This window comes from Paramicrobacterium chengjingii (assembly GCF_011751765.2).
Classification (GTDB): Bacteria; Actinomycetota; Actinomycetes; order Actinomycetales; family Microbacteriaceae; genus Paramicrobacterium; species Paramicrobacterium chengjingii.
On record NZ_CP061169.1, the window covers coordinates 437,474 to 458,796 of the forward strand.

At 62.2% G+C, this 21,323-nt stretch carries 21 protein-coding genes; 12 read left to right on the top strand and 9 right to left on the bottom strand.

What is annotated here, in order from left to right; translation table 11 throughout:
• Positions 1-242 precede the first annotated feature (242 nt).
• The 7 genes from HCR76_RS02190 (at position 243) to HCR76_RS02220 (ending at position 6,636) form a co-directional block, all read left to right on the top strand.
• Complete coding sequence (locus HCR76_RS02190) at positions 243-1,799, top strand: ABC transporter substrate-binding protein (protein ID WP_166985114.1); 1,557 nt, start codon at positions 243-245, stop codon at positions 1,797-1,799.
• A 73-nt stretch (positions 1,800-1,872) separates the two neighbouring features.
• On the top strand, positions 1,873-2,832 hold the full coding sequence (locus tag HCR76_RS02195; protein WP_166985111.1) for an ABC transporter permease: 960 nt from the start codon (positions 1,873-1,875) through the stop codon (positions 2,830-2,832).
• A complete protein-coding gene (locus HCR76_RS02200; protein WP_198248120.1) occupies positions 2,829-3,719 on the top strand; it encodes an ABC transporter permease in 891 nt (296 codons plus the stop codon). The genes HCR76_RS02195 and HCR76_RS02200 overlap by 4 nt, the downstream gene beginning before the upstream one ends.
• 11 nt (positions 3,720-3,730) lie before the next feature.
• Positions 3,731-4,759 (top strand): ABC transporter ATP-binding protein, encoded by a 1,029-nt coding sequence (locus tag HCR76_RS02205; RefSeq protein WP_198248121.1) that lies wholly within the window; start codon positions 3,731-3,733, stop codon positions 4,757-4,759.
• Positions 4,756-5,562, top strand: a complete 807-nt coding sequence (locus HCR76_RS02210) for an ATP-binding cassette domain-containing protein (protein ID WP_166985105.1) — start codon at positions 4,756-4,758, stop codon at positions 5,560-5,562. Before HCR76_RS02205 ends, HCR76_RS02210 begins: the two co-directional genes overlap by 4 nt.
• Positions 5,552-5,803 (top strand): oligopeptide/dipeptide ABC transporter ATP-binding protein, encoded by a 252-nt coding sequence (locus HCR76_RS02215; protein WP_166985102.1) that lies wholly within the window; start codon positions 5,552-5,554, stop codon positions 5,801-5,803. The genes HCR76_RS02210 and HCR76_RS02215 overlap by 11 nt, the downstream gene beginning before the upstream one ends.
• Positions 5,800-6,636, top strand: coding sequence for a M55 family metallopeptidase (locus tag HCR76_RS02220; protein WP_166985099.1), 837 nt, complete (start codon positions 5,800-5,802; stop codon positions 6,634-6,636). Before HCR76_RS02215 ends, HCR76_RS02220 begins: the two co-directional genes overlap by 4 nt.
• Before the next feature lie 5 nt (positions 6,637-6,641).
• Here the strand turns inward: HCR76_RS02220 and HCR76_RS02225 are convergent, their stop codons facing one another.
• From HCR76_RS02225 to HCR76_RS02245, 5 genes are all read right to left on the bottom strand, one after another.
• Positions 6,642-7,700 carry an FAD-dependent oxidoreductase gene (locus tag HCR76_RS02225; RefSeq protein WP_166985096.1) on the bottom strand — a complete coding sequence of 353 codons (1,059 nt, stop codon included), beginning with the start codon at positions 7,698-7,700 and terminating at the stop codon, positions 6,642-6,644.
• Positions 7,693-8,400, bottom strand: a complete 708-nt coding sequence (locus HCR76_RS02230) for a methyltransferase domain-containing protein (RefSeq protein ID WP_166985093.1) — start codon at positions 8,398-8,400, stop codon at positions 7,693-7,695. Before HCR76_RS02230 ends, HCR76_RS02225 begins: the two co-directional genes overlap by 8 nt.
• Entirely contained in the window at positions 8,400-9,476 is a 1,077-nt protein-coding gene (locus HCR76_RS02235) for a type III polyketide synthase (protein ID WP_166985090.1), read from the bottom strand. The genes HCR76_RS02230 and HCR76_RS02235 overlap by 1 nt, the downstream gene beginning before the upstream one ends.
• A 154-nt stretch (positions 9,477-9,630) precedes the next feature.
• On the bottom strand, positions 9,631-11,226 hold the full coding sequence (locus HCR76_RS02240; RefSeq protein ID WP_166987994.1) for an MFS transporter: 1,596 nt from the start codon (positions 11,224-11,226) through the stop codon (positions 9,631-9,633).
• Positions 11,227-11,231: 5 nt separating this feature from the next.
• Entirely contained in the window at positions 11,232-11,657 is a 426-nt protein-coding gene (locus tag HCR76_RS02245; protein ID WP_166985087.1) for a MarR family winged helix-turn-helix transcriptional regulator, read from the bottom strand.
• Positions 11,658-11,792: 135 nt separating this feature from the next.
• On the opposite strand from HCR76_RS02245, the gene HCR76_RS02250 reads away from it, so the two are divergent.
• From HCR76_RS02250 to HCR76_RS02260, 3 genes are read left to right on the top strand one after another with little or no spacing between them, the layout of a single operon-like run.
• Positions 11,793-13,064, top strand: a complete 1,272-nt coding sequence (locus HCR76_RS02250) for a TIGR03086 family metal-binding protein (protein ID WP_198248122.1) — start codon at positions 11,793-11,795, stop codon at positions 13,062-13,064.
• A 36-nt stretch (positions 13,065-13,100) separates the two neighbouring features.
• Entirely contained in the window at positions 13,101-13,976 is an 876-nt protein-coding gene (locus HCR76_RS02255) for an alpha/beta hydrolase (RefSeq protein ID WP_166985085.1), read from the top strand.
• A 3-nt stretch (positions 13,977-13,979) separates the two neighbouring features.
• Positions 13,980-14,720, top strand: coding sequence for an NRDE family protein (locus HCR76_RS02260; RefSeq protein WP_166985082.1), 741 nt, complete (start codon positions 13,980-13,982; stop codon positions 14,718-14,720).
• A 21-nt stretch (positions 14,721-14,741) separates the two neighbouring features.
• Here the strand turns inward: HCR76_RS02260 and HCR76_RS02265 are convergent, their stop codons facing one another.
• Positions 14,742-15,527 (bottom strand): class I SAM-dependent methyltransferase, encoded by a 786-nt coding sequence (locus HCR76_RS02265; RefSeq protein WP_166985079.1) that lies wholly within the window; start codon positions 15,525-15,527, stop codon positions 14,742-14,744.
• Positions 15,528-15,972: 445 nt separating this feature from the next.
• On the bottom strand, positions 15,973-17,976 hold the full coding sequence (locus tag HCR76_RS02270) for an aldo/keto reductase (RefSeq protein WP_166985076.1): 2,004 nt from the start codon (positions 17,974-17,976) through the stop codon (positions 15,973-15,975).
• Between the two features lie 103 nt (positions 17,977-18,079).
• On the opposite strand from HCR76_RS02270, the gene HCR76_RS02275 reads away from it, so the two are divergent.
• Complete coding sequence (locus tag HCR76_RS02275) at positions 18,080-19,075, top strand: LacI family DNA-binding transcriptional regulator (RefSeq protein WP_166985073.1); 996 nt, start codon at positions 18,080-18,082, stop codon at positions 19,073-19,075.
• On the opposite strand, the gene HCR76_RS02280 is transcribed toward HCR76_RS02275, so the two are convergent.
• Positions 19,008-19,499, bottom strand: a complete 492-nt coding sequence (locus tag HCR76_RS02280; RefSeq protein ID WP_166985070.1) for a class I SAM-dependent methyltransferase — start codon at positions 19,497-19,499, stop codon at positions 19,008-19,010. The two genes, HCR76_RS02275 and HCR76_RS02280, sit on opposite strands and share 68 nt — an antisense overlap.
• 79 nt (positions 19,500-19,578) lie before the next feature.
• On the bottom strand, positions 19,579-20,196 hold the full coding sequence (locus HCR76_RS02285) for a histidine phosphatase family protein (RefSeq protein WP_166985067.1): 618 nt from the start codon (positions 20,194-20,196) through the stop codon (positions 19,579-19,581).
• Between the two features lie 52 nt (positions 20,197-20,248).
• Here HCR76_RS02285 and lplAB point away from each other — a divergent pair, with 52 nt between their 5' ends.
• The gene (gene lplAB / locus HCR76_RS02290; protein ID WP_166985064.1) at positions 20,249-21,298 is read left to right on the top strand and encodes a lipoate-protein ligase LplAB; all 1,050 of its coding nucleotides are present in this window, start codon (positions 20,249-20,251) and stop codon (positions 21,296-21,298) included.
• The last annotated feature ends 25 nt before the right edge of the window (positions 21,299-21,323 follow it).

Consider the following 21,323-nt stretch of genomic DNA (forward strand, 5'->3'; position numbering starts at 1 on the left):
TCCTGCTCTCGCTCGTCGTGTGATCCCTGCAGCTGCACGGCAGATCCTCGTCCCTTCGAGGGTACGTCGCCACACTCTTACTTTGGGGGCGTCAGTGAGAAAAGTCAACAAACCGTGCCATCATGCAACGGTCTATTGACTTTAGCGAGCGGTTCTGGGTACATTTTACACGTCTAGTTGAATGCTTCAACTATTTTTCCCGACGTGCACAATGCAGTGCACCTGACACTTACGAGGCGATCATGACCAGAAGACCCGGCGCCGCGATCGCGGCACTCGGCGTTGCAGCAGCTCTTCTTTTAGGCGGCTGCACCGCAACAGCGTCCGGATCAACAAACGACAAGCCCGTGCGCGGAGGCGATCTTGTTTTCGCTCGGGCTACGGGCGTGACGTCGCTCGACACCACGACTGTTCACAACAACGTGTCGATCTTCACGGCTGAACAGCTCATGGAGACGCTGTTCACCGTCAGCGACGACGGCAAAGATATCGAGCCGTGGTTGGCCACGGGATACGAGATATCCGACGACGAGCTCACCTACTCAGTCACTCTGCGCGACGATGTGGAGTTCTCGAATGGGCAGAAGATGACGGCAGAGGATGTGAAGTTCTCGATCGATCAAGACACGAAGACGGCCGACACCGGATGGGGCTACATCAACGAGGCCATCAAAGAGGTGAGTGTTGTCGACGATCTCACAGTCGAGTTCGAGCTCAAATACGTGTCGACGCCGTTTCTCGCCGTACTCACGATGTTTAGCAATCAGATCGTCCCCAAGGATTACGCGGGCAAGAGTGCCGATGAGTTCTACGAGAACCCCATTGGAACGGGCCCGTTCGTGCTCGACGAGTGGAAGAAAGGACAGTATTTCAAGGTCGTCAGGAATGAGAACTACTGGCAGACGGACAAACCCTATCTCGACAGCGTCCAGTGGAACGTCGTCGCGGACGTCAACACGCGCAAGCTTCAGTTGCAGGGCGGGCAGGTTCAGATTGACGTGCAGCCCGATTGGTCGAGCTTCGATTCCCTGAGCGAGACACCGGGCATCGTTACGAAGGCCTTCGAATCCACACTGCTCTCCGACATTGCCTTCAACCAAGAGCGCGAGCCGTTCAACGATGTGCACGTTCGTCGAGCGATCGCGTACGCGATCGACAGAGAAGCCCTCGTCGATGCAGTTCTATTCGGGCACGGAACGCCGGCCAACTCGCTCATCGCACCGGGTACACCGTATTACGACAAAAACGTCGAAGGCCCGTCGTTCGACCTCGAGAAGGCGAAGAAAGAACTGGCGAAGTCTGAGTATCCGGATGGCTTCTCGACGACGCTTTTGATCTCATCGGGAAACACCGAGAAGTCCTCGACGGCTCAGATCATTCAGGCGGCACTGAAAAAGGTCGGAATCGATGTGGAAATCACGCCGCTCGGCCCGACGGCAGCGCATCAGGCGATGCTCTCGATGGACTACGACATGACCTTGAGTGGGTGGACGATGGATATTCCCGACCCCGACCAGTGGACGACATTCGCTGTCGACCCGGCCGGCGGCTCGAACTCCGACAACACGGGGTACAACAATCCCGAGGTCATTGCCATCAATGACAAAGCAAAGCAGGAAAGCGATCCGAAGAAGCGCGCCGAGCTCTATTCGGAGCTTCAACAGATCACCGGCGACGACGCATTCCTCGCGTACCTGTACTACTCCCCGTACGGGTTCGCCCTCTCGGAAAAAGTGAAGGGGTTCCACGTCACACCGCTGGGCAACTACCACCTCGAAGATGTCTACCTCTCCGAGTGACCGGAATCTCTGACCACTGACGTAGTGGCCGGAGCGACGCGCTCGTCTCGCTCCGGCCGCTCAGGAGGCACTGATGCTTCAACGACTGATGTTCATCCCTTCGCGGCTGCTCCAGGCGATCCCCGTCGTCTTCGGCGTGACTCTCATCGTCTTCTTCATGGCGCATCTGCTGCCAGGCGATCCGGCACAGGCGATCCTCGGCGATAAAGCGACCCCGGAAGGTGTTGCTGCTCTGCGCACGCAACTCGGGCTCGATAAGCCGATCTGGGCGCAGTACCTGCTGTTCCTCGCACATATCGGGCAAGGTGATCTTGGCACGAGCTTCACCTACCAGCGTCCAGTGACAGAAATCGTGCTGCAGGCAATTCCCGTCACAATGTCGCTTGTCGTCTTCGCCCTAATTCTCACCTTGGCTATCAGCATCCCGCTTGCTGCGATCGCTGCGACGGCACCGGACAAACCGCGGGACCTCGCGGTGCGAACGTTCACGCTCATTGGGCAGGGTATGCCTCAGTTCTGGGTCGGAATCATGCTCATTCTGCTGGTCGCTGTGCGATGGCGTCTTTTCCCCGTGGGTGGATTCGGAACAACGTTTCTCGACCACATCTACTACCTGTTCCTGCCGGCGCTCACCCTCGCGATCTCACTCTCGCCGACGGCAATCAGGAGCTTGCGCACGTCGACGATCACGGTGCTGGGATCCGATTACGTGGCCACGGCCCGTTCGAAAGGCGCTGCCGGAGTCCCGCTCTTCCGCCAGCATGTTCTGCGCAACGCCGCGATGCCAACGGTCTCCGTCATTGGCGTGCACCTGGGATATCTCGTCGGCGGCTCGATTGTGATCGAGAAGGTCTTCGCAATTCCCGGTCTCGGCTCGCTGATGCTCGATGCTATCTACGCTCGCGATTTTCCGACGATCCAGGCGGTCACTCTCTTCGTCGGCATCTTCGTGACGCTCGTCGGAATCTTCACAGACGTTGTCTACACACTCATGGACCCGAGGGTGAACCTCGGCGCGAAGGGACGAGCATGAGCACGCCGACCGGGATGCTCGCGGAGTTCCGCGCCCAGCGCAAAGCGTCAAAACCAGCATCCAGAACGCTCAAACCCTGGCACCAAAACACGCCTCTCGTGGCAGGTGTCGTCGTTGTCGGCGCACTCGTGCTCATAGCCGTTCTCGCACCAGTGATCGCACCGTACGACCCCATCGCCCAGAACCTTCAGGCGACGTTGCAGGGTCCGAGCCCAGAACACTGGCTCGGCACAGACAAATTCGGCCGCGACGTTTTTTCTCGGTTGATTTGGGGTGCGCGTGTCGACCTGCGTGTCGGCTTCATCGCCGTCATCATTCCCTTTACCTTCGGCACGATTATCGGCGCGCTCGCCGGTTACTTCGGAGGCTGGTTCGACGTGATCGTGATGCGTATCGTCGATGTGTTCTTCGCATTTCCTTTCTTTGTGATGATCATCGCGCTCGTCTTCATCTTCGGCGCGGGAGAGTCCAGCATCTACCTGGCAATCGCGATCGTGTCGTGGGTGGCTTACGCGAAGATCGTGCGGGGCGAGGTGATTGTCGCTAAAGAGCAGGACTACGTCGTCGGAGCACGTCTCGGCGGTATGTCGAACGCGCGGATTCTGTTTCGCCACATCGGCCCCAACGTTCTGTCGCAGGCCATCATCTACGGCATGAGCGACATCGTTATGGACATTATGGCGATCGTTGCTCTCGGCTACCTTGGCTTGGGCATCGCTCCACCCGTTGCCGAGTGGGGGAGCATGATTCTCGAGGGTCAGGAATTCATCACAACCCATTGGATGCAGGCAACGGTCCCCGGTCTGATCGTCGTGGTGACGAGTCTCGGGGTGTCGTGGCTGGGCGACGGCTTGTCCGACCTCCTCAATCCAGATCGGAGAAAGTGATCATGTCTCGAATGACTACACTGCAGCCGAGCACGATGCCCAGCGTGCCGTCAGACGACGAGCTGCTCGCCGTGACTGACGTCGCGCTGGGAGTTCGACGCGGCGCTGCCGAGACGCGAATCGTCGACCGTGTCTCATTCGACGTTGCTCCGACGCAGAGATTCGGTATCGTCGGCGAGTCCGGCTCGGGTAAGTCAATGACGCTTCGAGCGATCGCTGGTCTTCTGCCACGCGGCGTCGAGGTGCTCTCTGGCCAGATCTCGTATCGTGGTCGCGACCTTTCGGCTCTCGGCCCAGCCGAGCGTCGCGCCCTGATGGGTCCCGAGATCGCCATGATCTTTCAGGAGCCCATGACCGCATTGAACCCGGTGACGCGCGTCGGCGATCAGATCGCCGAAGGTCCTCGCAGACATCTGAAGCTGAACGGCAAAGAGGCACGCGAACTTGCCGTCGACATGATGGCGAAGACCGGCATTCCCGACCCAGCGCGACGGGCCCAGGCATACCCGCACGAGCTGTCAGGAGGGCTGCGGCAGCGCGTCATGATCGCCATGGCGCTCTCGTGCCGGCCCAAGCTTCTGCTATGCGACGAGCCAACGACTGCCCTCGATGTCACAGTGCAGCACCAAGTGCTGCGGCAGCTCGAAGCGCTGTGCGACGATTTCGGTGCCGCGCTTGTCTTCGTCACCCACGATCTCGCCGTCGTCAATCAGACGTGCAGCGACCTTGCCGTGATGTACGCCGGGCGTATCGTTGAATCTGGAGGAGTCAAGGACGTCTTCCGCGATCCGCGGCACCCCTATACCCGTGGTCTTCTCGATTCGGCTCCCGACTTTGACAGGCCCGATCGTGAGCTCGTCGCTATTCCCGGGTTTCCCGTGAACCTTGCAGACAGGCCGAAGGGATGCTCCTTCGCACCGCGCTGCTCGTTCGCGCAGAAGGCGTGTCTCGGCAGTTCGCCCGGACTGGCGGATGTCGCTCCGGGGCGCAAGGCAGCGTGCTTTCGTACAGACGAGCTCGTTCAGGAGGCATCGGCATGAGCGGCGAGAGTGCGGTCCTTATCAGCGACATCACCAAGCGCTACACCATGCCGACGCCGGTGTGGGAGAGAGTGACGAAGCGCTCTGAGTCGGGGCGCTCTCTCGCGGCACTCGATGGCATCGACCTGGATGTGCGCCGTGGGGAGACTCTTGCTCTTGTGGGGGAGTCAGGGTCGGGAAAGTCGACGCTCGCGAAGATTCTCGTCGGCAGCGTCGCCCCAAGCAGCGGCGAGCTGCGCTACGACGGCGAGCCGATGCCGGTGCCACGGGGGAAAGACCTGACGCGGCGCATTCAGATGGTGTTTCAAGACCCGTATTCGTCACTCAACCCGCGCATCAGCGTGCGTTCGCTGCTGTCAGAACTGCTTCTGCTTCATCGCATCGTGCCGCGCAGGCAGGTGCGCACCGAGTGCGTTCGCCTGCTGAATCTCGTCGGCCTCGATGACGACGCACTTGATGCCTATCCCAGCCAATTCTCGGGTGGTCAGCGTCAGCGCATCGCCATCGCGCGGGCACTCGCCGTGCGACCTGACGTGCTCATCGCCGACGAGCCGGTGTCTGCTCTCGACGTCTCCGTTCAGGCGACCATCCTCGATCTCTTCACATCGCTACAAGAAGAACTCGGCCTCACAATTCTGTTCATCGCGCACAACCTTGCCGTCGTGCAGCACCTGAGCCAACGCGTCGCCGTCATGTACCTGGGCCGGATTGTCGAAGTCGCAGACACAGATGAGATCTTCGCGAACCCGCAGCACCCGTATACACAGAGTCTGATCGCATCAATCCCCCCGCATGTCGGGTGACAGCGCCAACGAGGCGGCAATGCTCGAAGGGGAGCCGCCGAGCCCCATCGATATTCCCAGCGGATGCCGGTTTCACCCGCGTTGCCCCGTCGCCGTCGACGCGTGCCGCAGCACAGATCCGGAGCTCCGTGCGGTGTCGATCAGCGGGGTCGGTGAGGTGCATGAGAGTGCGTGCATTCTCGCGGATGCGCTGCCCTCGGCAGGCACACGCATCGCAGTTCAGCACAAGGAGGAGCAATGAAGGTCTGGATATCGTTCGACATGGAGGGCGTTGCCGGCATTGTCGACTGGGAGCAGTGCCGCGCGGGCAGCGGCGAACCGTATGCTCTCGGACAGAAGCTGCTGCAGAATGAAGTAAATGCGGCCATCGACGGCGCACTGGAAGCGGGGGCGACCGAGGTGGTGCTCAACGATTCACACGGGAAAATGTCGAATCTCGACCCCCGCGAAATAGCCGGTGGCGCCGCCTATATTTCCGGCAGGAACAAGCCGCTGCACATGATGCAGGGCCTCGACGCGAGCACTGACGCGATCTTCTTCGTGGCGTATCACGGGGCGATCTCTGGACCATCGTCGGTTCTGAGCCACTCATACAATCCCGACGTCTTTTCTGCGGCACGCATCAACGGCGTGCTCGTCGGCGAAAGCGGCATCAACGCACTCGTCGCGCAGCACTACGGTGTTCCGATCGCGTTGGTCACGGGCGACGCCATCACGCACGATGACACACGCCCGTTCGCACCGGATGCTGTCGGCGTCGTGACGAAGGAGTCAATCACCCGCTTCAGCGCGCGCAACCTGCATCCGGATGAGTCATGTCGGTTGATCAGAGCGGGGGCGGCAGAGGCGATCCGTCGAGTGTCTGAGGGGACTGTATCATCGCCGCAGATTGAGTCGCCCGTCATGCTCGATCTTGAGTTTCGCACGGCGGATCTCGCCGAAGTTGCAGCCTGGGCGAAGCACACGACTCGCACGGGTGAGCGGGCTGTACGGGTGCAGAATGAGAGTCTGCTCGAGATGTTCGAGACGTTCATGGCGATCAACGCGCTCTCACTGCAGTTCGGAGGGCGCTGATTCACTCAGAGCCGTGTCATTGTGAATGCCTGCGCGAGCCCGCGTGAGACCGGACCGCGGGCAAGACCGCGAATGGCGAGGTTCTTGACCGGCTGAAATGGGGCAGGTATCGGCGTGCCGACGCTCATGTTGAACGCCGCCTGGGCCATCGCCTGGCGCGCGCGTTGCTTTCGTTCACGCTGCCACACATCGAGCACGTCACTGCCGCCGTCGAGCGCGCTGAGCACCTGGGGGACGAGAGCCGCCGCATCCAGAATTCCCAAGTTCATGCCCTGCCCGCCGATGGGACTGATCTCGTGGGCGGCATCGCCAAGCAGCACGATGCGCCCGTGAATCCAACGGTCGGCGAGGTGTTGCGCGGCCCTGAAGGAACTCGTTGCCTCAGCGCTGGTGCGCGGCAATCTGACGCCTGTGCGCTCTCTAACCAGCTGCGCCAGATCGGTGCCGACAGCCGCCCGTGCGACCCAGCGTCGCCGTGACGAGGGAAGCGGAAATGACTCGACGACGCCGCGCTGAGCAAACCACAGCACCGCCGCGTCGCCGAGCTCAGAGTCATCGTCGACATCGGCCATGAGATACCGGCCACTCCCCGCACGGCGCCGCCAGACGGCATCCGTTTCAGCCCGTATGCTGCTGTCGACGCCATCTGCGGCGATGACGATGCGCGCGCTCACGGATTCACCGGGCACGTGCACACGGGCAGAGTGCGCGCCGTTGTCGACCCCGAGAACTGGTGTCCCGCGGCGGAGATGGCGAACGTGTGCGTCGAGTTCGGCTTGAAGGAGGTGCTGCGGGTGCATGAGCACGGGAGGGTCGAAATTCATTGCGCCGAGCACGCTCGCGTGATCGCGTGCTTCACCGCGCTTAATCGATCGTGCTCCAGGAAGGGCGAGACCGAGGTGCCTCAGCACAGTGACGGCCGGAGGATGGATGCCGACGGCGCGCGGTCGCCGAGAGATGGCGTCGCGACTCTCGTACACGCTCGTCTCGACGCCGCTGCGCTGAAGAAGTGCAGCGATCAGCACTCCGATGGGGCCTCCGCCCACGACGACAACGTCAGGCACGGGGCATCTCTCGGCGCAGGAGCACGCGGCTCGGCGATTGCGTGGTGACATGCCAGGGTGTGGGCACGACGACCCGAAGCTCGGAAGCCGTATAGCTGCGACGAATCGACAACAGACCGTCCTCGCGGATCAGATTGCCGCGAGTGAGCGGAAGAGCGAGTGCACTGAACGCCGCGTAGGCGAAGAGGGAGCGCTCGATGTCACTGTGCACGAGGAGGCCGCCGCTGGCGCAGCATCCGGCCGTCTCGTGAAGAAATGCCGGCAGGTCGTTGATGTGATGCAGCACATGATTCGAGACCACGATGTCGAACTCTTCGTCGATGTCGCCAGCGCGCACGCGCAGAAAACGGGCTCGAGAGCCGCTGTGCGATGCGGCGTTCGACGCCTCGCCGATGGCAACCGCATCGGGATCAACGCCCGTCACGGCGACCTGCAACCCGTCGCGCAACGCCCAGCGCTCGAGCGCACGCGTGACATCGCCTGCGCCGCACCCCACGTCGAGAAGGCGAGGCACACGCCCTCGCGATTGCGCCGCCTGCAGCCGCGGTCGCACGTGCACCCTGTAGGTTCGCTGCCACCCGGCGACCAGGCGATTGACGACATCGAAGCGCCGATACGTGCGGCGGAGGAGTTCGGTGTCGCAATCGGGGTCGTCCATGCGCTCGGTGAGAGCAGCGTCGCGACGGCGCAGGTCGACCATTACTCGACCGTCAGCAGTGCGGATTCGACAGTGAGCCCTGGCCCGAAGGCGAGAGCGCAGATGCTGTCGCCCGTTTTTGCATCGGCGAGGATGCGCTCGAGTACGAACAGGACGGTTGCGCTGCTCATGTTGCCGAACTCCCGCAGCACCGAGCGTGACGCTGCGAGCTGATCGGGCGCAAGGTCGAGGGCTGTTTCGACTCGGTCGACAATGCTGCGGCCGCCCGGATGCAGCGCCCAGTGAGTGATGTCGCGCGGTGTCGTGTCACCGATCAGTCCGTCGAGCGCGCCCGTGATGTGCTCGCCGATGATGTGCGGAACGTAGCTCGAGAGCACCATGAGGAACCCCTCGTCGCCAATCGTCCACGCCATCGCCTCTTCACCGGTCGGTGTCACTCGCGTGTCAAACGAGTCGAGGCTCGCCAAGCCAGGGCCCGTGTGCACGACAGCGGCACCGGCTCCATCGGCGAAGAGTGACGACGCGATGATCTGGTCAGGATCGCTCGATGACCGCACGTGCAGAGTGCACAGCTCGACGCTCACGACGAGCACCGCGGCGTCGGGGTCGGCGGCGCAGAGTTGCTGGGCGAGGCGAAGCGCGGGCATCGACGCGTAGCATCCCATGAACCCGAGGTTGTAGCGCTGCACGTTGGGCCGCAGGCCGAGCTCGCGAGCGATCAGAAAGTCGGGGCCCGGTGCGAAGAATCCTGTGCATGAGACGGTGATGACGTGCGTGATCGTCGCTGTGTCGATGTCTGCTGTCGCCTTGCGAGCGGCGTCGACATACAGTTTCCCTGCGGCCTCTGTGAACAGCTCGTTGCGCGCCTGTGTGCCTGGCGAGAGCAGCAGACCTGACTGGCTATCGTAGAACTCCGGATGCTCGACGGCAACGCTGCGATCGAACTCGACGATCGCGGATCGCCTCGTCTCGATGCCCGACTGATCGAAGCTCGTAGAGATGAGCCGCTGCGCGAGTCTGCTGAGCTCCGGCTGCGAGGCGAAGACATCGCGAACCTCCTGCTGGTGCAACACGGTATCGGGGGTGACGGTGGCCAGCGACGCGATCGATATGGACATAGTCGATGGTACGCAGCGGCGATCGGCCCTGGCTAGGGCACAGGCGAAGCTTCGTGTGCGTTGCAGCGCCCGCGGCGATGAACGTTACGGTCGCTATTGACTGCCGCGGCAGTGCAGATCGACCGTATTTGTCAGAAACGGCGGGACTCGCGTGTCAGTGGCGAGACTCTGCACGTCCGTCGTCTTCGTCGTCGAGGTACTTCACGCGAATCTGCCCCGTGAGGGTCTCGGGCTCAATGAGCGGCACCGCTTGCGGAGCCGACGCTGGCAGCGCGATGGATGCCGTCTCGAGGAACGTCTCTTCGGCGGGCGGCGTGGGGATCTCTTTCGTGTCGGCGCGCTCGCCGACAGCATCCGGAGTCGTGTCATTCGTGTCAGCGGCGAACGGTTTTCCATGCACATCGAGGTACTCGGCTCTGCCGTCATCGCCATGCACTACCTGAATCGGAGTGGTCAGGCCCATGCGCCCGAGGTTCGTTGTGGCCGCGCCTGGCATCGGCTTGCCGAAGTGCGTGACGACGAGCCTCCAGCGCGACGACGGATCGCGGTGCAGCCGCAGCTCTCGCGAGACGATCAGCCAGCCCAGACCGACAGCACACGCGGCGAAGCCGGCGAGAGCACCGACGCCGAGCGTCCATCGTGCGCCGAACGCGTTGGCAACCCAGCCGACGATCGGAGCGCCGACCGGTGTCGACCCCATGAGGATTGCGCCGTAGAGGGCCATCACCCGACCTCGGATGATGGGCGCTGTCGTCGTTTGGACGTAGCTGTTCGCCGTTGTCAGCAACGTCACGGTCGAGAAGCCGACGAGGATCAATGAGATCGCGAACGATATATACGTGGGCATCACGCCTGAAACCGTGGATGCTGCGCCGAACAGCCCTGCGGCCGTAATCACGATGCGCATCTGCGGTCTCGCGCGGCGCGCTGCGAGCAATGCGCCGGTGAGAGAGCCGATCGCCAAAATGGATGACAGCGCGCCATACTCACTCGCCCCTCGGCCGAACTCAACGGCCATCGTCGAGGCGACGATGGGGAAGTTCATGCCGAACGCTCCCATGATGAACACGATCACGAAGATCACGGTGAGGTCGGGCCGCGCCTTCACATAGAGGAAGCCCTCGACGATGTTCTTAATTGGGCTGCCTGTTGCGCGCGGGCTTGGATACAGTTCTTTTACGCGCAGGCTGACGAGCACCGTAAGTACTGCGATGAACGACACTGCATTGATCATGAATACCCAGCCGGAGCCGACGAGGGCGATCAGGATGCCGGCGACCGCTGGCCCGATGAGTCGCGCCGTGTTGAAAGATGCAGAGTTGAGCGACACGGCATTCGCCATGTTGTCCTGCCCGACGAGGTCGGAGACGAAGACCTGCCTGGCCGGGGTATCGATCGCGTTTACCACGCCGAGGGTGAACGCGAAGATGAACACATGCCAGAGTTCGGCGACGCCGGTAAGCAGCAGGATGCCAAGCCCAGCTGCCAGCAGTGCGAGCGCCGATTGCGTGCACATCAGGATCTTGCGCCTATCGAAGTGGTCGGCGATGTATCCCGAGATCGGCACCAGCAGCAGCTGCGGCCCGAACTGCAGCGCCATCGTTGTTCCTACCGCGAGAGCATCGTTGTCTGTCAGGTCGACGAGCACAACCCAGTCTTGCGTCGTAGCCTGCATCCACGCACCGATGTTCGACACAAGGGCGCCGATGAACCAAATGCGGTAGTTGAAGCTCGACAACGAGCGGAACATGGCTTTCACTGGGTGGCGAGACTCCTCATCAGTTCGCTTGCGGCCGCGAGTGTGGCGCGGTCTTCGGGGCTGAGCGTGCGCAGCTGCTGATGCAGCCAGCGATCCCGCTTCTTCACGGTGTTCATGACGGTTTCGTGTCCAGAGTCAGTGAGCGTCACGATCACTTTTCTCTTGTCGCTTTTGTCAGCAATGCGCTCGATGTAGCCCCACTCCTGCAGGCAATTCACTGTGCGGTTCATCGAGGGGGCGGTGACGCCCTCGCGTTCGGCAAGCGCGGTCAGTGTTTCCTGGCCATGCTTGTGCAGCCCGGCCAGCACCGAGAAGTGGGCATCGCTCAACTCTCCGTCTGCCTTTTCGGCCCGAAGTCTGCGCGCCAGTCGAAACGTCGCGATGCGCAGCTCTGTGCTCTGCTCACCAATAGTACTTGCCACAGCTAATTAGCGTAGCTTATTAGCCTCGCTAAGTAAATGGCGGAGCCTGAGATCTTGCTCAAGCATTGCGTACGCCGAACGTCTATGTGTACGGTGTGAACATACGTGACGGTGGAATCATTCTGAGGAGTAGGCATGGCGACTTTCGTCTTGATCCCTGGTGCGGGCGGTGCTGGGGAGGAGTACTGGAGAGAGGCTGCGGCTGAGCTGAGGGCACGCGGGCATATGGCGATCCCGGTCGAGATTGAGGGGGATGACCCAGCGCTGGGTCTTCCTGAGTACGCGGCGGTCACTGACGAAGCGATCGGCACGCACCGCGACGTTGTTGTGGTGGCGCAGTCATTTGGCGGGTTCACTGTGCCGATGATCACCAAACGTGACGTGATTTCGCGGATCGTATTCGTCAACGCGATGATTCCTCTCCCCGGCGAGACTCCAGGCCAGTGGTGGGAGGCTACCGGCTGGCAATCGGCACGTCATAACGCGAACGTGAAGGCGGGTCGCTCCGATGACTTTGATGTCGAGGAGGTTTTTCTGCACGATCTGCCTGATCATGTGAAAAGGGAGATGGTGGATTCCGACAGGGAGCCTGCAGAGACGCCGTTCAAGCAACCGTGCGCCTTTGAAGGCTGGCCCGACGTGCCGCTGCACGTGCTGGTGAGCGCCGATGACCGGTTCTTTCCCGCCGATTTTCAGGTGCGTGTTGCCCGCAAGCGACTCGGGATTACCGCCGACATTGTCCCCGGCGGTCATCTTGTCGCGAAGAGCCGACCCAGCGACGTGGCCGAACGGCTCATTCGCTACGTCGCCAATGACCCCGCGGAGGCCGACGGGCGACTGGTTCCCTTCGACCTCGTCGATGCCGCCGCAGAATTGCGCAGAGTGGCCGAGAATGTCGGAGACGACCAACTGGAATGCTCCACCCCGTGCACGGAATGGACGGTGCGTGACCTAGTCGAGCATGTCTGTGGATTGACCAAGGCTTTTACAATCGCAGCCCGACACGAAAAGGCTCCGGACGCTCCGATTGGCGAGGGCCTACCTCGACGTTGGCGAGACCAGCTGGACCATGACCTGGAAACGCTCGTCGCCGCCTGGCGCGAACCGTCGGCTTGGGACGGCGAGGCCGAGGCCGGCGGGGTTCGGATGCCGTCGGCGGAATTAGCGGCTGTCGTTCTCGACGAACTGGTACTGCACGGTTGGGATCTCGCTCGCGCCACCGGACAGAACTTTGCCGCCACCACCAGAGACGTTGAGATCTGCACGGGCTTCGCAGCTGCGATGTCCACGCCGGAGACGCTGGAGAGCCGAGGTGGCCTCTTCGGCCCTCTTGTCGACACCGCGCCGGAGGCTTCGCCACTCGACACATTGCTTGGATTCGCGGGCAGAGACCCTGCGTGGCGGTAAACCCACCCTATACAGGAGCCTCGGTACGCTGGGCTTATGGAGCCCGATAACACTCGCACTCTCGTCGATGGCGACAACGTGCACGTCACCTACTACGAGTGGACGGCAGCGCAGCCGCGGGCGGTTGTGCACATCGCCCACGGCGCTGGCGAGCACGCACGCCGTTACGCGCCGCTTGCCGTCGAACTTGTCGCGGCTGGCTACACGGTGGTGGCCGATGACCATCGCGGGCACGGTCAGACCGGGCTCGACTACCTCGGGCTGTCGCACCTCGGGCCGCGCGGGATGAGAGGCGCCATCAGCTCGCTGCAGTGCGTAGCTGAGACGGTGCGCGAGCAGCATCCTGATCTGCCGTTCTTCGGGCTCGGACACAGCTGGGGCGCGCTCCTGATGCAGAAGGTCGTCGCTCGCTCCGGTGTGTACGACGGGGTGATTCTCACCGGCACGTCGTTGGCGGTGCCCGGCGTGCTCAATGGCGGTGACCTGAACAAGCCGTGGCGCGGCCCAGGGTCGACGGGACTCGAGTGGCTCAGCCGTGATCCAGCAGTCGGGCCTGCGTTCACCGACGATCCGCTGTGCTTCGACATCGCCGAGAAGCCGGTGTGGAATCTCGCGCAGGCGCTGAGCTTCTTGGGTCGGCCGTCGCGGCGGATGCCTCGGGACATCCCGGTTCTGATCATGGTGGGCTCCGACGACACGGTCGGCGGGGAGCGGGGCGCCACGTTGCTTGCCGAGGCATACATCATTCGGTCCGGAGTGAGCGACGTCGACTTGGAGATTTTCCCCGACGCGCGTCACGAGGTGTACAACGAAACGAATCGCGACGAGGTGGTGGCAAGGCTCATCGACTGGCTTGACGAGCACAGACTGGATGAGGACTGGCACGATGAGCAAGCAATCGAGGGGCAATAGGCCATGTGCACAGTCATCATCCAGGTCCCTGACTCACCCGAAGGCATCGTGCGTATTCTGGCGGTGCGTGACGAAGACCCTGGCCGACCCTGGCAGCCGCTCGGGGCGTGGTGGCCTGAGACGTATCCTGGCGTTGTCGGTGTGCGCGATGTTCGCGCCGGTGGAGCGTGGATGGCTGCCGACCCCGTGCGCGGACAAGTCGCTGTGATGTTGAACCGACCCGATTCGCTAGACGTGGCCCCGCGGAGTCTCGAGTCGCGAGGCGGTCTTGTGCTGGAGTCCGTTGCGGGTCGTTCGCCTCGTGCTCCCCGCACGGCGGGCTTCAACCTCGTCGAGGTGACCGGGCCGTCAGTCACCGTCACGACGTGGGACGGCGACAGCGTCGGCATCGAAGAGCTCGTGCCGGGCACGCACATGCTTGAGCATCACGACGTTGATGACCCGGGGTCGGCGCGCATTACACGGTGGCTGCCAGAATTTCGGGATGCTGCGCCGCAGGGCGATGGATTGCACGACGCGTGGTGGGGCGACTGGGCTGCCGTGCTCGAGCGCAGCGGAAAGCTGTCGCCTGGCGACGATGCCGCGATCATTCGTGACAATCGAGCCCATGGCTACCCGACGCTGTCGCTCCTCGCCTGCGTCGCGAGCGTCTCGCGTGACGCCGCCGACGTGCGCTTTGCTCCGTTGCAGACGCCGGGCGAGTGGAACGCGCTCGATTTCGTGCCGCCGGTGCAGCCGGAATAGTTCGCCGTCGCCTACATGGTGTTACGGCCGCGTGCCCGTATAGATGTAGAACTCATTGTCGTCGACGAGGGTTCCTTCCTCATCGGTCAGCGGACTCAGTTCTTCACGAATTCGGGCATCGAAGTGGTCGATGCGGTCACCGAGCACAGCCGGAGAGGCGAACGATGTCGAATGCAGAAGGCCGATCATGCTATCGACAGTGTGGGTGCGTCTCGCGGGCACCGTTCGCGCGGTGATTCCTGTGAAACCGGCGTTGTCGAGATCGTCGATGAAGCTACCCGACTTCTGCCCATATGTACTGGGTCCCGCTCGACGAGCTTCCCCGAGAACTTCCTGAACCACATCACGTGCCGCGATCTTCCAATCTTGCCCTCCGGCCCAGATGCTCCGGTCCCCGAATACCGAGAGAGTTGCGCCGTCCACCATATAGCCAATGATGTTTGTGAGGAATGCCGGACGGTCGAACCAGTGAAATGCCCTGCACACGGTGACGAGGTGAGCGAGCCATCCCGGTTCGAGCGTGAGCGATTCTGCGGGCCCGTGAATGAATCTCGCACGCCGGTTCGCTATCTCGTCGCTCATATCGGCGCGGGCGACCGCTAAGAGTTCTTCGTCGACGTCGACTCCGATTGCTTCGTCAAAGTATGGGAGGAGGGCCTGCACCACGAATCCAGTTCCCGTACCGACATCGAGAAGACGGCGCGGCGATCCGTTCGGTGCGCTCTCGCTCAATACTCGAGATACGTCTTCCGGTATTCCCGAACGAAACCGACGATAGTAGTCGGCGGTCGAGGCAAAGAAGCTCACGGGTCCACGTTACTGCCCAGTACTCGCCGCGTATTCGGGCAGGGGTCGAAGCTTGAAGATCATGATACCGAGGTACTTGTTCATCCAATCTTGTTTGTGGGGGTAGCGGCGTCGGTCATCTTCGGAGAGCTGAGGTTCGATGGTGGTCTCAATCCGCAGGCCCGCCGCAGTGAACGTGTTGATCAGGCTGGAGATCGTGTGGGCGCGTTTGGGTGATCTCTCTCAGCATCCGGTCTTCTCTCTTGCCGCGAACGGAATCGCGGGCCGGCCGCCACGAGACGGATTCGCTCGTGTGTGCGGGCCAGGAGTCGCTCTGATCCAAAGCTGCTCCAACCTGGAATAAGATCTGTCTTATTCCAGGTTATCGCAATAACCTGGAATAGGGCTCGCGTTATTCCGGGTTACGAATGCACGCCTCGTTGGTTGATTCGTTCGTTGCGCCTGATCAGTGGGCGCGGTCAGAGCGCAGATCGAGCCACCGAACTTGCTCTTCGGTGAGTTCGATGTCGAGGCCGGCCATAGACGTACGGGTCTCCTCGATCGATCGCGGTCCAATGAGAGGGAACGTGGGGAACGACTGCGAGAGTACATAGGCAAGCGCGACGGCAGTCGGTGCAACACCGAGTTCAGCGCCGAGCGAGCGCGCGCGAGCGAGTCGCTCGAAGTTGTCATCGTCGTAGTAGCAGCGCACAAGGTCGGCGTCCGACGTGTTGACGCGGTCTGCCCGAGCAAAGAACCCGCGCGCCTGCGATGACCACGGGAGTAGCGCCGTCCCACTGCGCTCGAGCCACTCACGGTCCGCCGGTTCCGTGACGTGCTCGCAGCCAGCCCACGGCACGTCGAGGGCGTGAGCAAGCCCGAAGTGGTCGCTCAGCGCGGCAAATGCCTGCTTGTTGTTCGCTCGTGCGTAGGCCTGTGCTTCCTCGAACCGCGCGATGCTCCAGTTCGAACCACCGAACGCTCGGATGCGCCCCACGCGCACCTGCTCGTCAAGCACGTCCACGAATTCACCTACCGGAATGGCGGGGTTGTCGCGGTGCATGAGGTAGAGGTCCACATGGTCAGATTGGAGCCGATCGAGGCTCTCATCGAGCTGTCGCACGATCGACTCTGGGTCACAGTGCGGAGTGTGCGCGCCCTTTCCGATAATCATGATGTCGTCACGGATGCCGCGGTTCGCTACCCATTGGCCGACGAGACGTTCCATGAGGCCGCCGCCGTAGATGTACGCAGTATCAAAGGCGTTGCCACCTCGTTCGACGAAGTCGTCGAACATCGCGGAGGCATGCGACAGAGTCAGTTGGTTGTCACACCCGAGAATCAAGCGTGAAACAGGCTTGTCGATTCCAACGATGGTGCCGTACGGCATTGTCGAATCGTGGCGGCGTGCAAGTGTGCGGCCGCTCGCGGTTGGAATGGTTGCTGTCGGCGCCTCGAACGGGTACTCAAGATCGAGAGCGGCGCGCCAGCGATCGAGGGTGCTCGCATTTCCGAGGCTGTCTGCCCAGCTCATCGTCGGGCTCTGCCCTTGTTCGGCGAATTGAGCGAGCGCGTCCGCCTGAATCGCGTAGGAGAAGGCGGGTTCAAACTCGATGTGCTGTGCCGCTTCGCCTGGGCGCTGGACGTCAAAGAACGACGGCTCCTCGACACTTGGCAGCCAGGGGGACCGCACGGTGATGCGTCCTCGTGAACCGTAGACGACGAGGTTGCTCGGCTCGGCCAACCCGATGCCGCACGTGACGTGAGCGGTGATGCCCGACGCGAATTCGAGTGAGGCGCTCGCCCATTCATCGACTCCGCTGTCTCCGATTGTTCCCGCGGCTGTAAGCGATGAGGGGTCGGCGAAGGCTGCACCAACGGCGGTGCCCGCAACCAGTCGGGCTGCGGAAATCGGGTACCCGCCAACGTCCAGAATTCCTCCACCTGCCAGGTCGGGATTTTTCAAGCGATGCCCGTGGGGGAGGTCTGCGGCGAAGGAGAAGGAGGAATCAATGTGCTGCACCTCGCCGATCGCGCCGTCAGAGATGAGTTGCGTGAGGCGTTCCATCTGCGGATGGAAGCGATACATAAACCCCTCGGCAAGGTAGACACCGGCACGACGGGCGGCCTCCACAAGCGTCATAACACCTGCATGGTTAACAGCGAGTGGCTTTTCGCAGATGACATGTTTGCCGGCCTCAACTGCCTGAATAGCCAAGCGAACGTGCTCGGTATGGATCGTTGCGATGTAGATGGCATCGACATCAGAATCAGCGTAGAGCTCGTCGTATGACCCGTAGGTGCGAATCGGAGTATCAGCATTCGCGAACTCGGTAGCGAAATCTTGTGCGCGCTCAATCGTGCGGCTGCCGACTGCGACAAGTGTGCCGGTTCGGCTGTGCGTCAGCTGCTCAGCAAAGCGGTGCGCAATGTTGCCGGGCCCGACAATTCCCCAGCGTATGTGATCCATCAGCGAGTCCTCCCAGGTAACCGTGAACGTTCACGGCAAGCGTAGCAGGCTCGAAGAAGTGGGTAGCATGCAGTCACGGCCCTCGTGGCACGTAGGAGGGAGCGTGAACAAATTGAGCTCGTCAAAGCCGACAACGATCAATGATGTTGCGCGTGCGGCGGGCGTCTCTCGCCAGACGGTCACTCGTGCGCTCAACAACATGCCGGACGTAAGTGCGGTCACTCGCGAACGCGTGATCGCTGCCGCCAGCGCTCTCAACTACCGTCCCAATCGTGCGGCGCAGGGACTCGTGCGGGGCAGTAAGCCCACCATCGGCCTCGTCGTGAGCGACCTCCGAAACCCTTACTATCCCGAGCTCGCTTCCGAGCTCACGCGTAAAGCCGGGTTGCGAGGGTGGAGCGTTGTGCTCTGCGACCTCGGCGACGACCCGGACGACGCTCACCGTCGGCTCGAGACCGTCGCCCAACGAGTTGACGCGATGGTGGGTCACGTAGCGGCAGGCGAATGGAAGGGAGCGCTCGCCAACACTCCGACGGTCGTTCTCGACGGGCCGTCCGATTCCGCAAAACACGCAGTGATCGCGATCGATTATGAACCCGGCATTCGCGCTGCCATCGATCATCTGAAATCGGCAGGATGCTCACGCATCGCCATGGTCGATGCAGGCCGTGCCCCATCGATTCGGCGGCAGATCTATCGGCGCCTACTCAACGAGTATGGCCTCCAATGGTCTCCCGATTCCGAGCTTGTCGCGCCCGACACGCACGACGGGGGAGTGCGTGCTGCCGCGCGTTTGTGCAAGCAGAACCCGCAGACGGATGCAGTACTCGCCTTCAACGATGTGATGGCCGTCGGGATGCTGAAAGGGTTCGCGCGTGCAGACGTCAACGTTCCCAGCGACATTGCCGTCGTCGGCATCGACGGTCTCGATATCGGCACTCTCGTGACGCCCGAGCTCACAAGCATCGCCATTGACAAGGCGAAACTCGCTGATATCGCTATCGAACTTGTCGACGCACTGTTAGATGGCGTCACGCCGCCAGACGAGCGATTGCATCGAACCGCGACGCACACGCTCGCCGTCCGAGAGTCGGCGTGACTTCAGAAACGTGACCCGCCCAGAAGTTCCGACGGCTTGTGCCAGGTGAGGGCGTACCTCCACATGGCGAACTGCCGCCGGGGGCGGTGAGCTCCCTCAACCGGCCGAGCGCACTCTCAAGATCCTCGAAGTGATGCAATGCCGCGACCGACGCGACGACATCGAATGTTCGACCGAAGTCATGGGTCATCGCGTCAGCGAGCACCCAGTTGATGCCGGCGTGAGTTCTTTGCGCGGCGGCGAGAATCGGCGCGTCCACATCGATGGCAGTGACATCGGGGAGCCGCTCGCGGAGATCGCGAGCAAGCATGCCATTTCCCGTGCCCACGTCCAATGCAGATGTCGCGGAATGTGGAATCGCCTCAAGCACGACACGGTGAAAGTGGATGTTGTGATTCCACAGCGGCCCGTCTTTCAATCCCATCTCCCCATCATGCATGTCTATGGTTCAGCCCGTGCTGTTGTGCCCGATCGCGCGCAGTGAGCACTATGTGCGTTGCAGGCTACGACGCGCTGGCGAGGGGAACGTTGAAGCTCAGCAGAGACGCCTTGTCGTCTTCGAACGAGAGCGTCGTAAGCGCACAGTTGCCCACCTCGGGGAAGACGTCGCGGTAGAGGTTCGGGTCGATCGAGAACAGCGTGCACATGATGAGGCGCATCAGCGTGCCGTGGCCAACGACGAGCGCCGTTCCGCCGTCTGCATCGCGAATGATGCGCGCCAGCACCTTGAGAGCACGCGCAACGGCGATCGCACCAGGCTCGCCAGATGGCATGGGCGACCGCGCCGGTGCCGAGACGAATGCCGCGGCAGCATCCGGATATTGCTCGTAAAGCTCGTCGATCGTGAGCCCCTCGCCCTTGCCGAAGTCGACCTCGGCCAGATCTTGCTCCGTCCAATGCTCAAGCCCCGTGGCCTTAGCGACGGCATCGGCCGTGAGCCACGCACGAGACAACGCAGAGGAAACGAGCACGTCAGGCCGGTTGCGAGACGCCCACTCAGCAAGCTCTTCGGCCTGCTGCATCCCCCTCTCGGTCAGTGCAATGTCGCTGGATCCGGCGTACCGGTGTTCGCCGTGCCAGACGGTCTCGCCGTGTCTGACCATAATCAAAGTGGTGCTCATGACTCCATTGTGCCGCCCCTGAGCTTCGGCGCAACGGCGATAAGCTGAAACCATGCACGGTGAATACAAGGTTCCAGGCGGAAAGCTCGTGGTTGTCGACCTCGATGTCGTCGACGGCGTGATCTCGGAATTCGCTCTTGCCGGAGACTTCTTTCTCGAACCAGACGAGGCGCTCGGCGACATCAACCAGGCGCTGATCGGCATGCCGGCGGCCAGCGATACTGCGACGTTCGCCGCGGCGGTTCGCAGTGCGCTGCCTGACGATGCCGCGCTTCTGGGCTTTACCCCAGAGTCGGTAGGGGTTGCCACGCGTCGTGCGTTGTCGCAGGCGGCCAACTGGCGCGACTTCGAATGGCAGATCATCCACTCTGAGGCGGTGCCCCCGCGCATGCATCTCGCTCTTGATGAAGTGCTCACGAGCGAGGTCGGTGCCGGCCGGCGTGGGCCGACGCTGCGCATCTGGGAATGGAACGAGTCCGCCGTCGTGATCGGCAGCTTCCAATCGGTGAAGAACGAAGTCGACATGGATGCCGCGGCGGAGAACGGCTTCGACGTCGTGCGCCGCGTTTCAGGCGGCGGCGCCATGCTCATGAAGAAGGGCGAGGTTGTCACCTACTCGCTGTACGTTCCGGCCGAGCTGGTGCAGGGAATGTCGTTCGCCGACTCGTACGCCTACCTCGACGAATGGGTGATCGAAGCGTTGCGTTCACTCGGCATCGACGCCGAGTACAAGCCGCTCAACGACATCACGAGTCCTGGAGGCAAGATCGGCGGGGCGGCGCAGAAGCGACTCGGCAACGGCGGAGTGCTGCACCACGTCACCATGAGCTACGACATGGACGGCGACGTCATGACCGATGTGCTGCGCATCGGTCGCGAGAAGATGAGCGACAAGGGCACGACATCCGCGGCCAAGCGTGTCGACCCGCTGCGCAGCCAAACCGGCCTCAGCCGCGCCGAGATCATCGAACGCATGAAAGAGACGTTTGTGTCGCAGACCGGTGCGACCGTCGGCGAGATCACACCGCAGGAGTTTGCCGAGGCCGAGAAACTCGTCGAGTCGAAATTCTCGACCGCGGCCTGGCTCAATCGGGTGCCGTAGTGGCGCACGACGAGGCTGTTGCGGT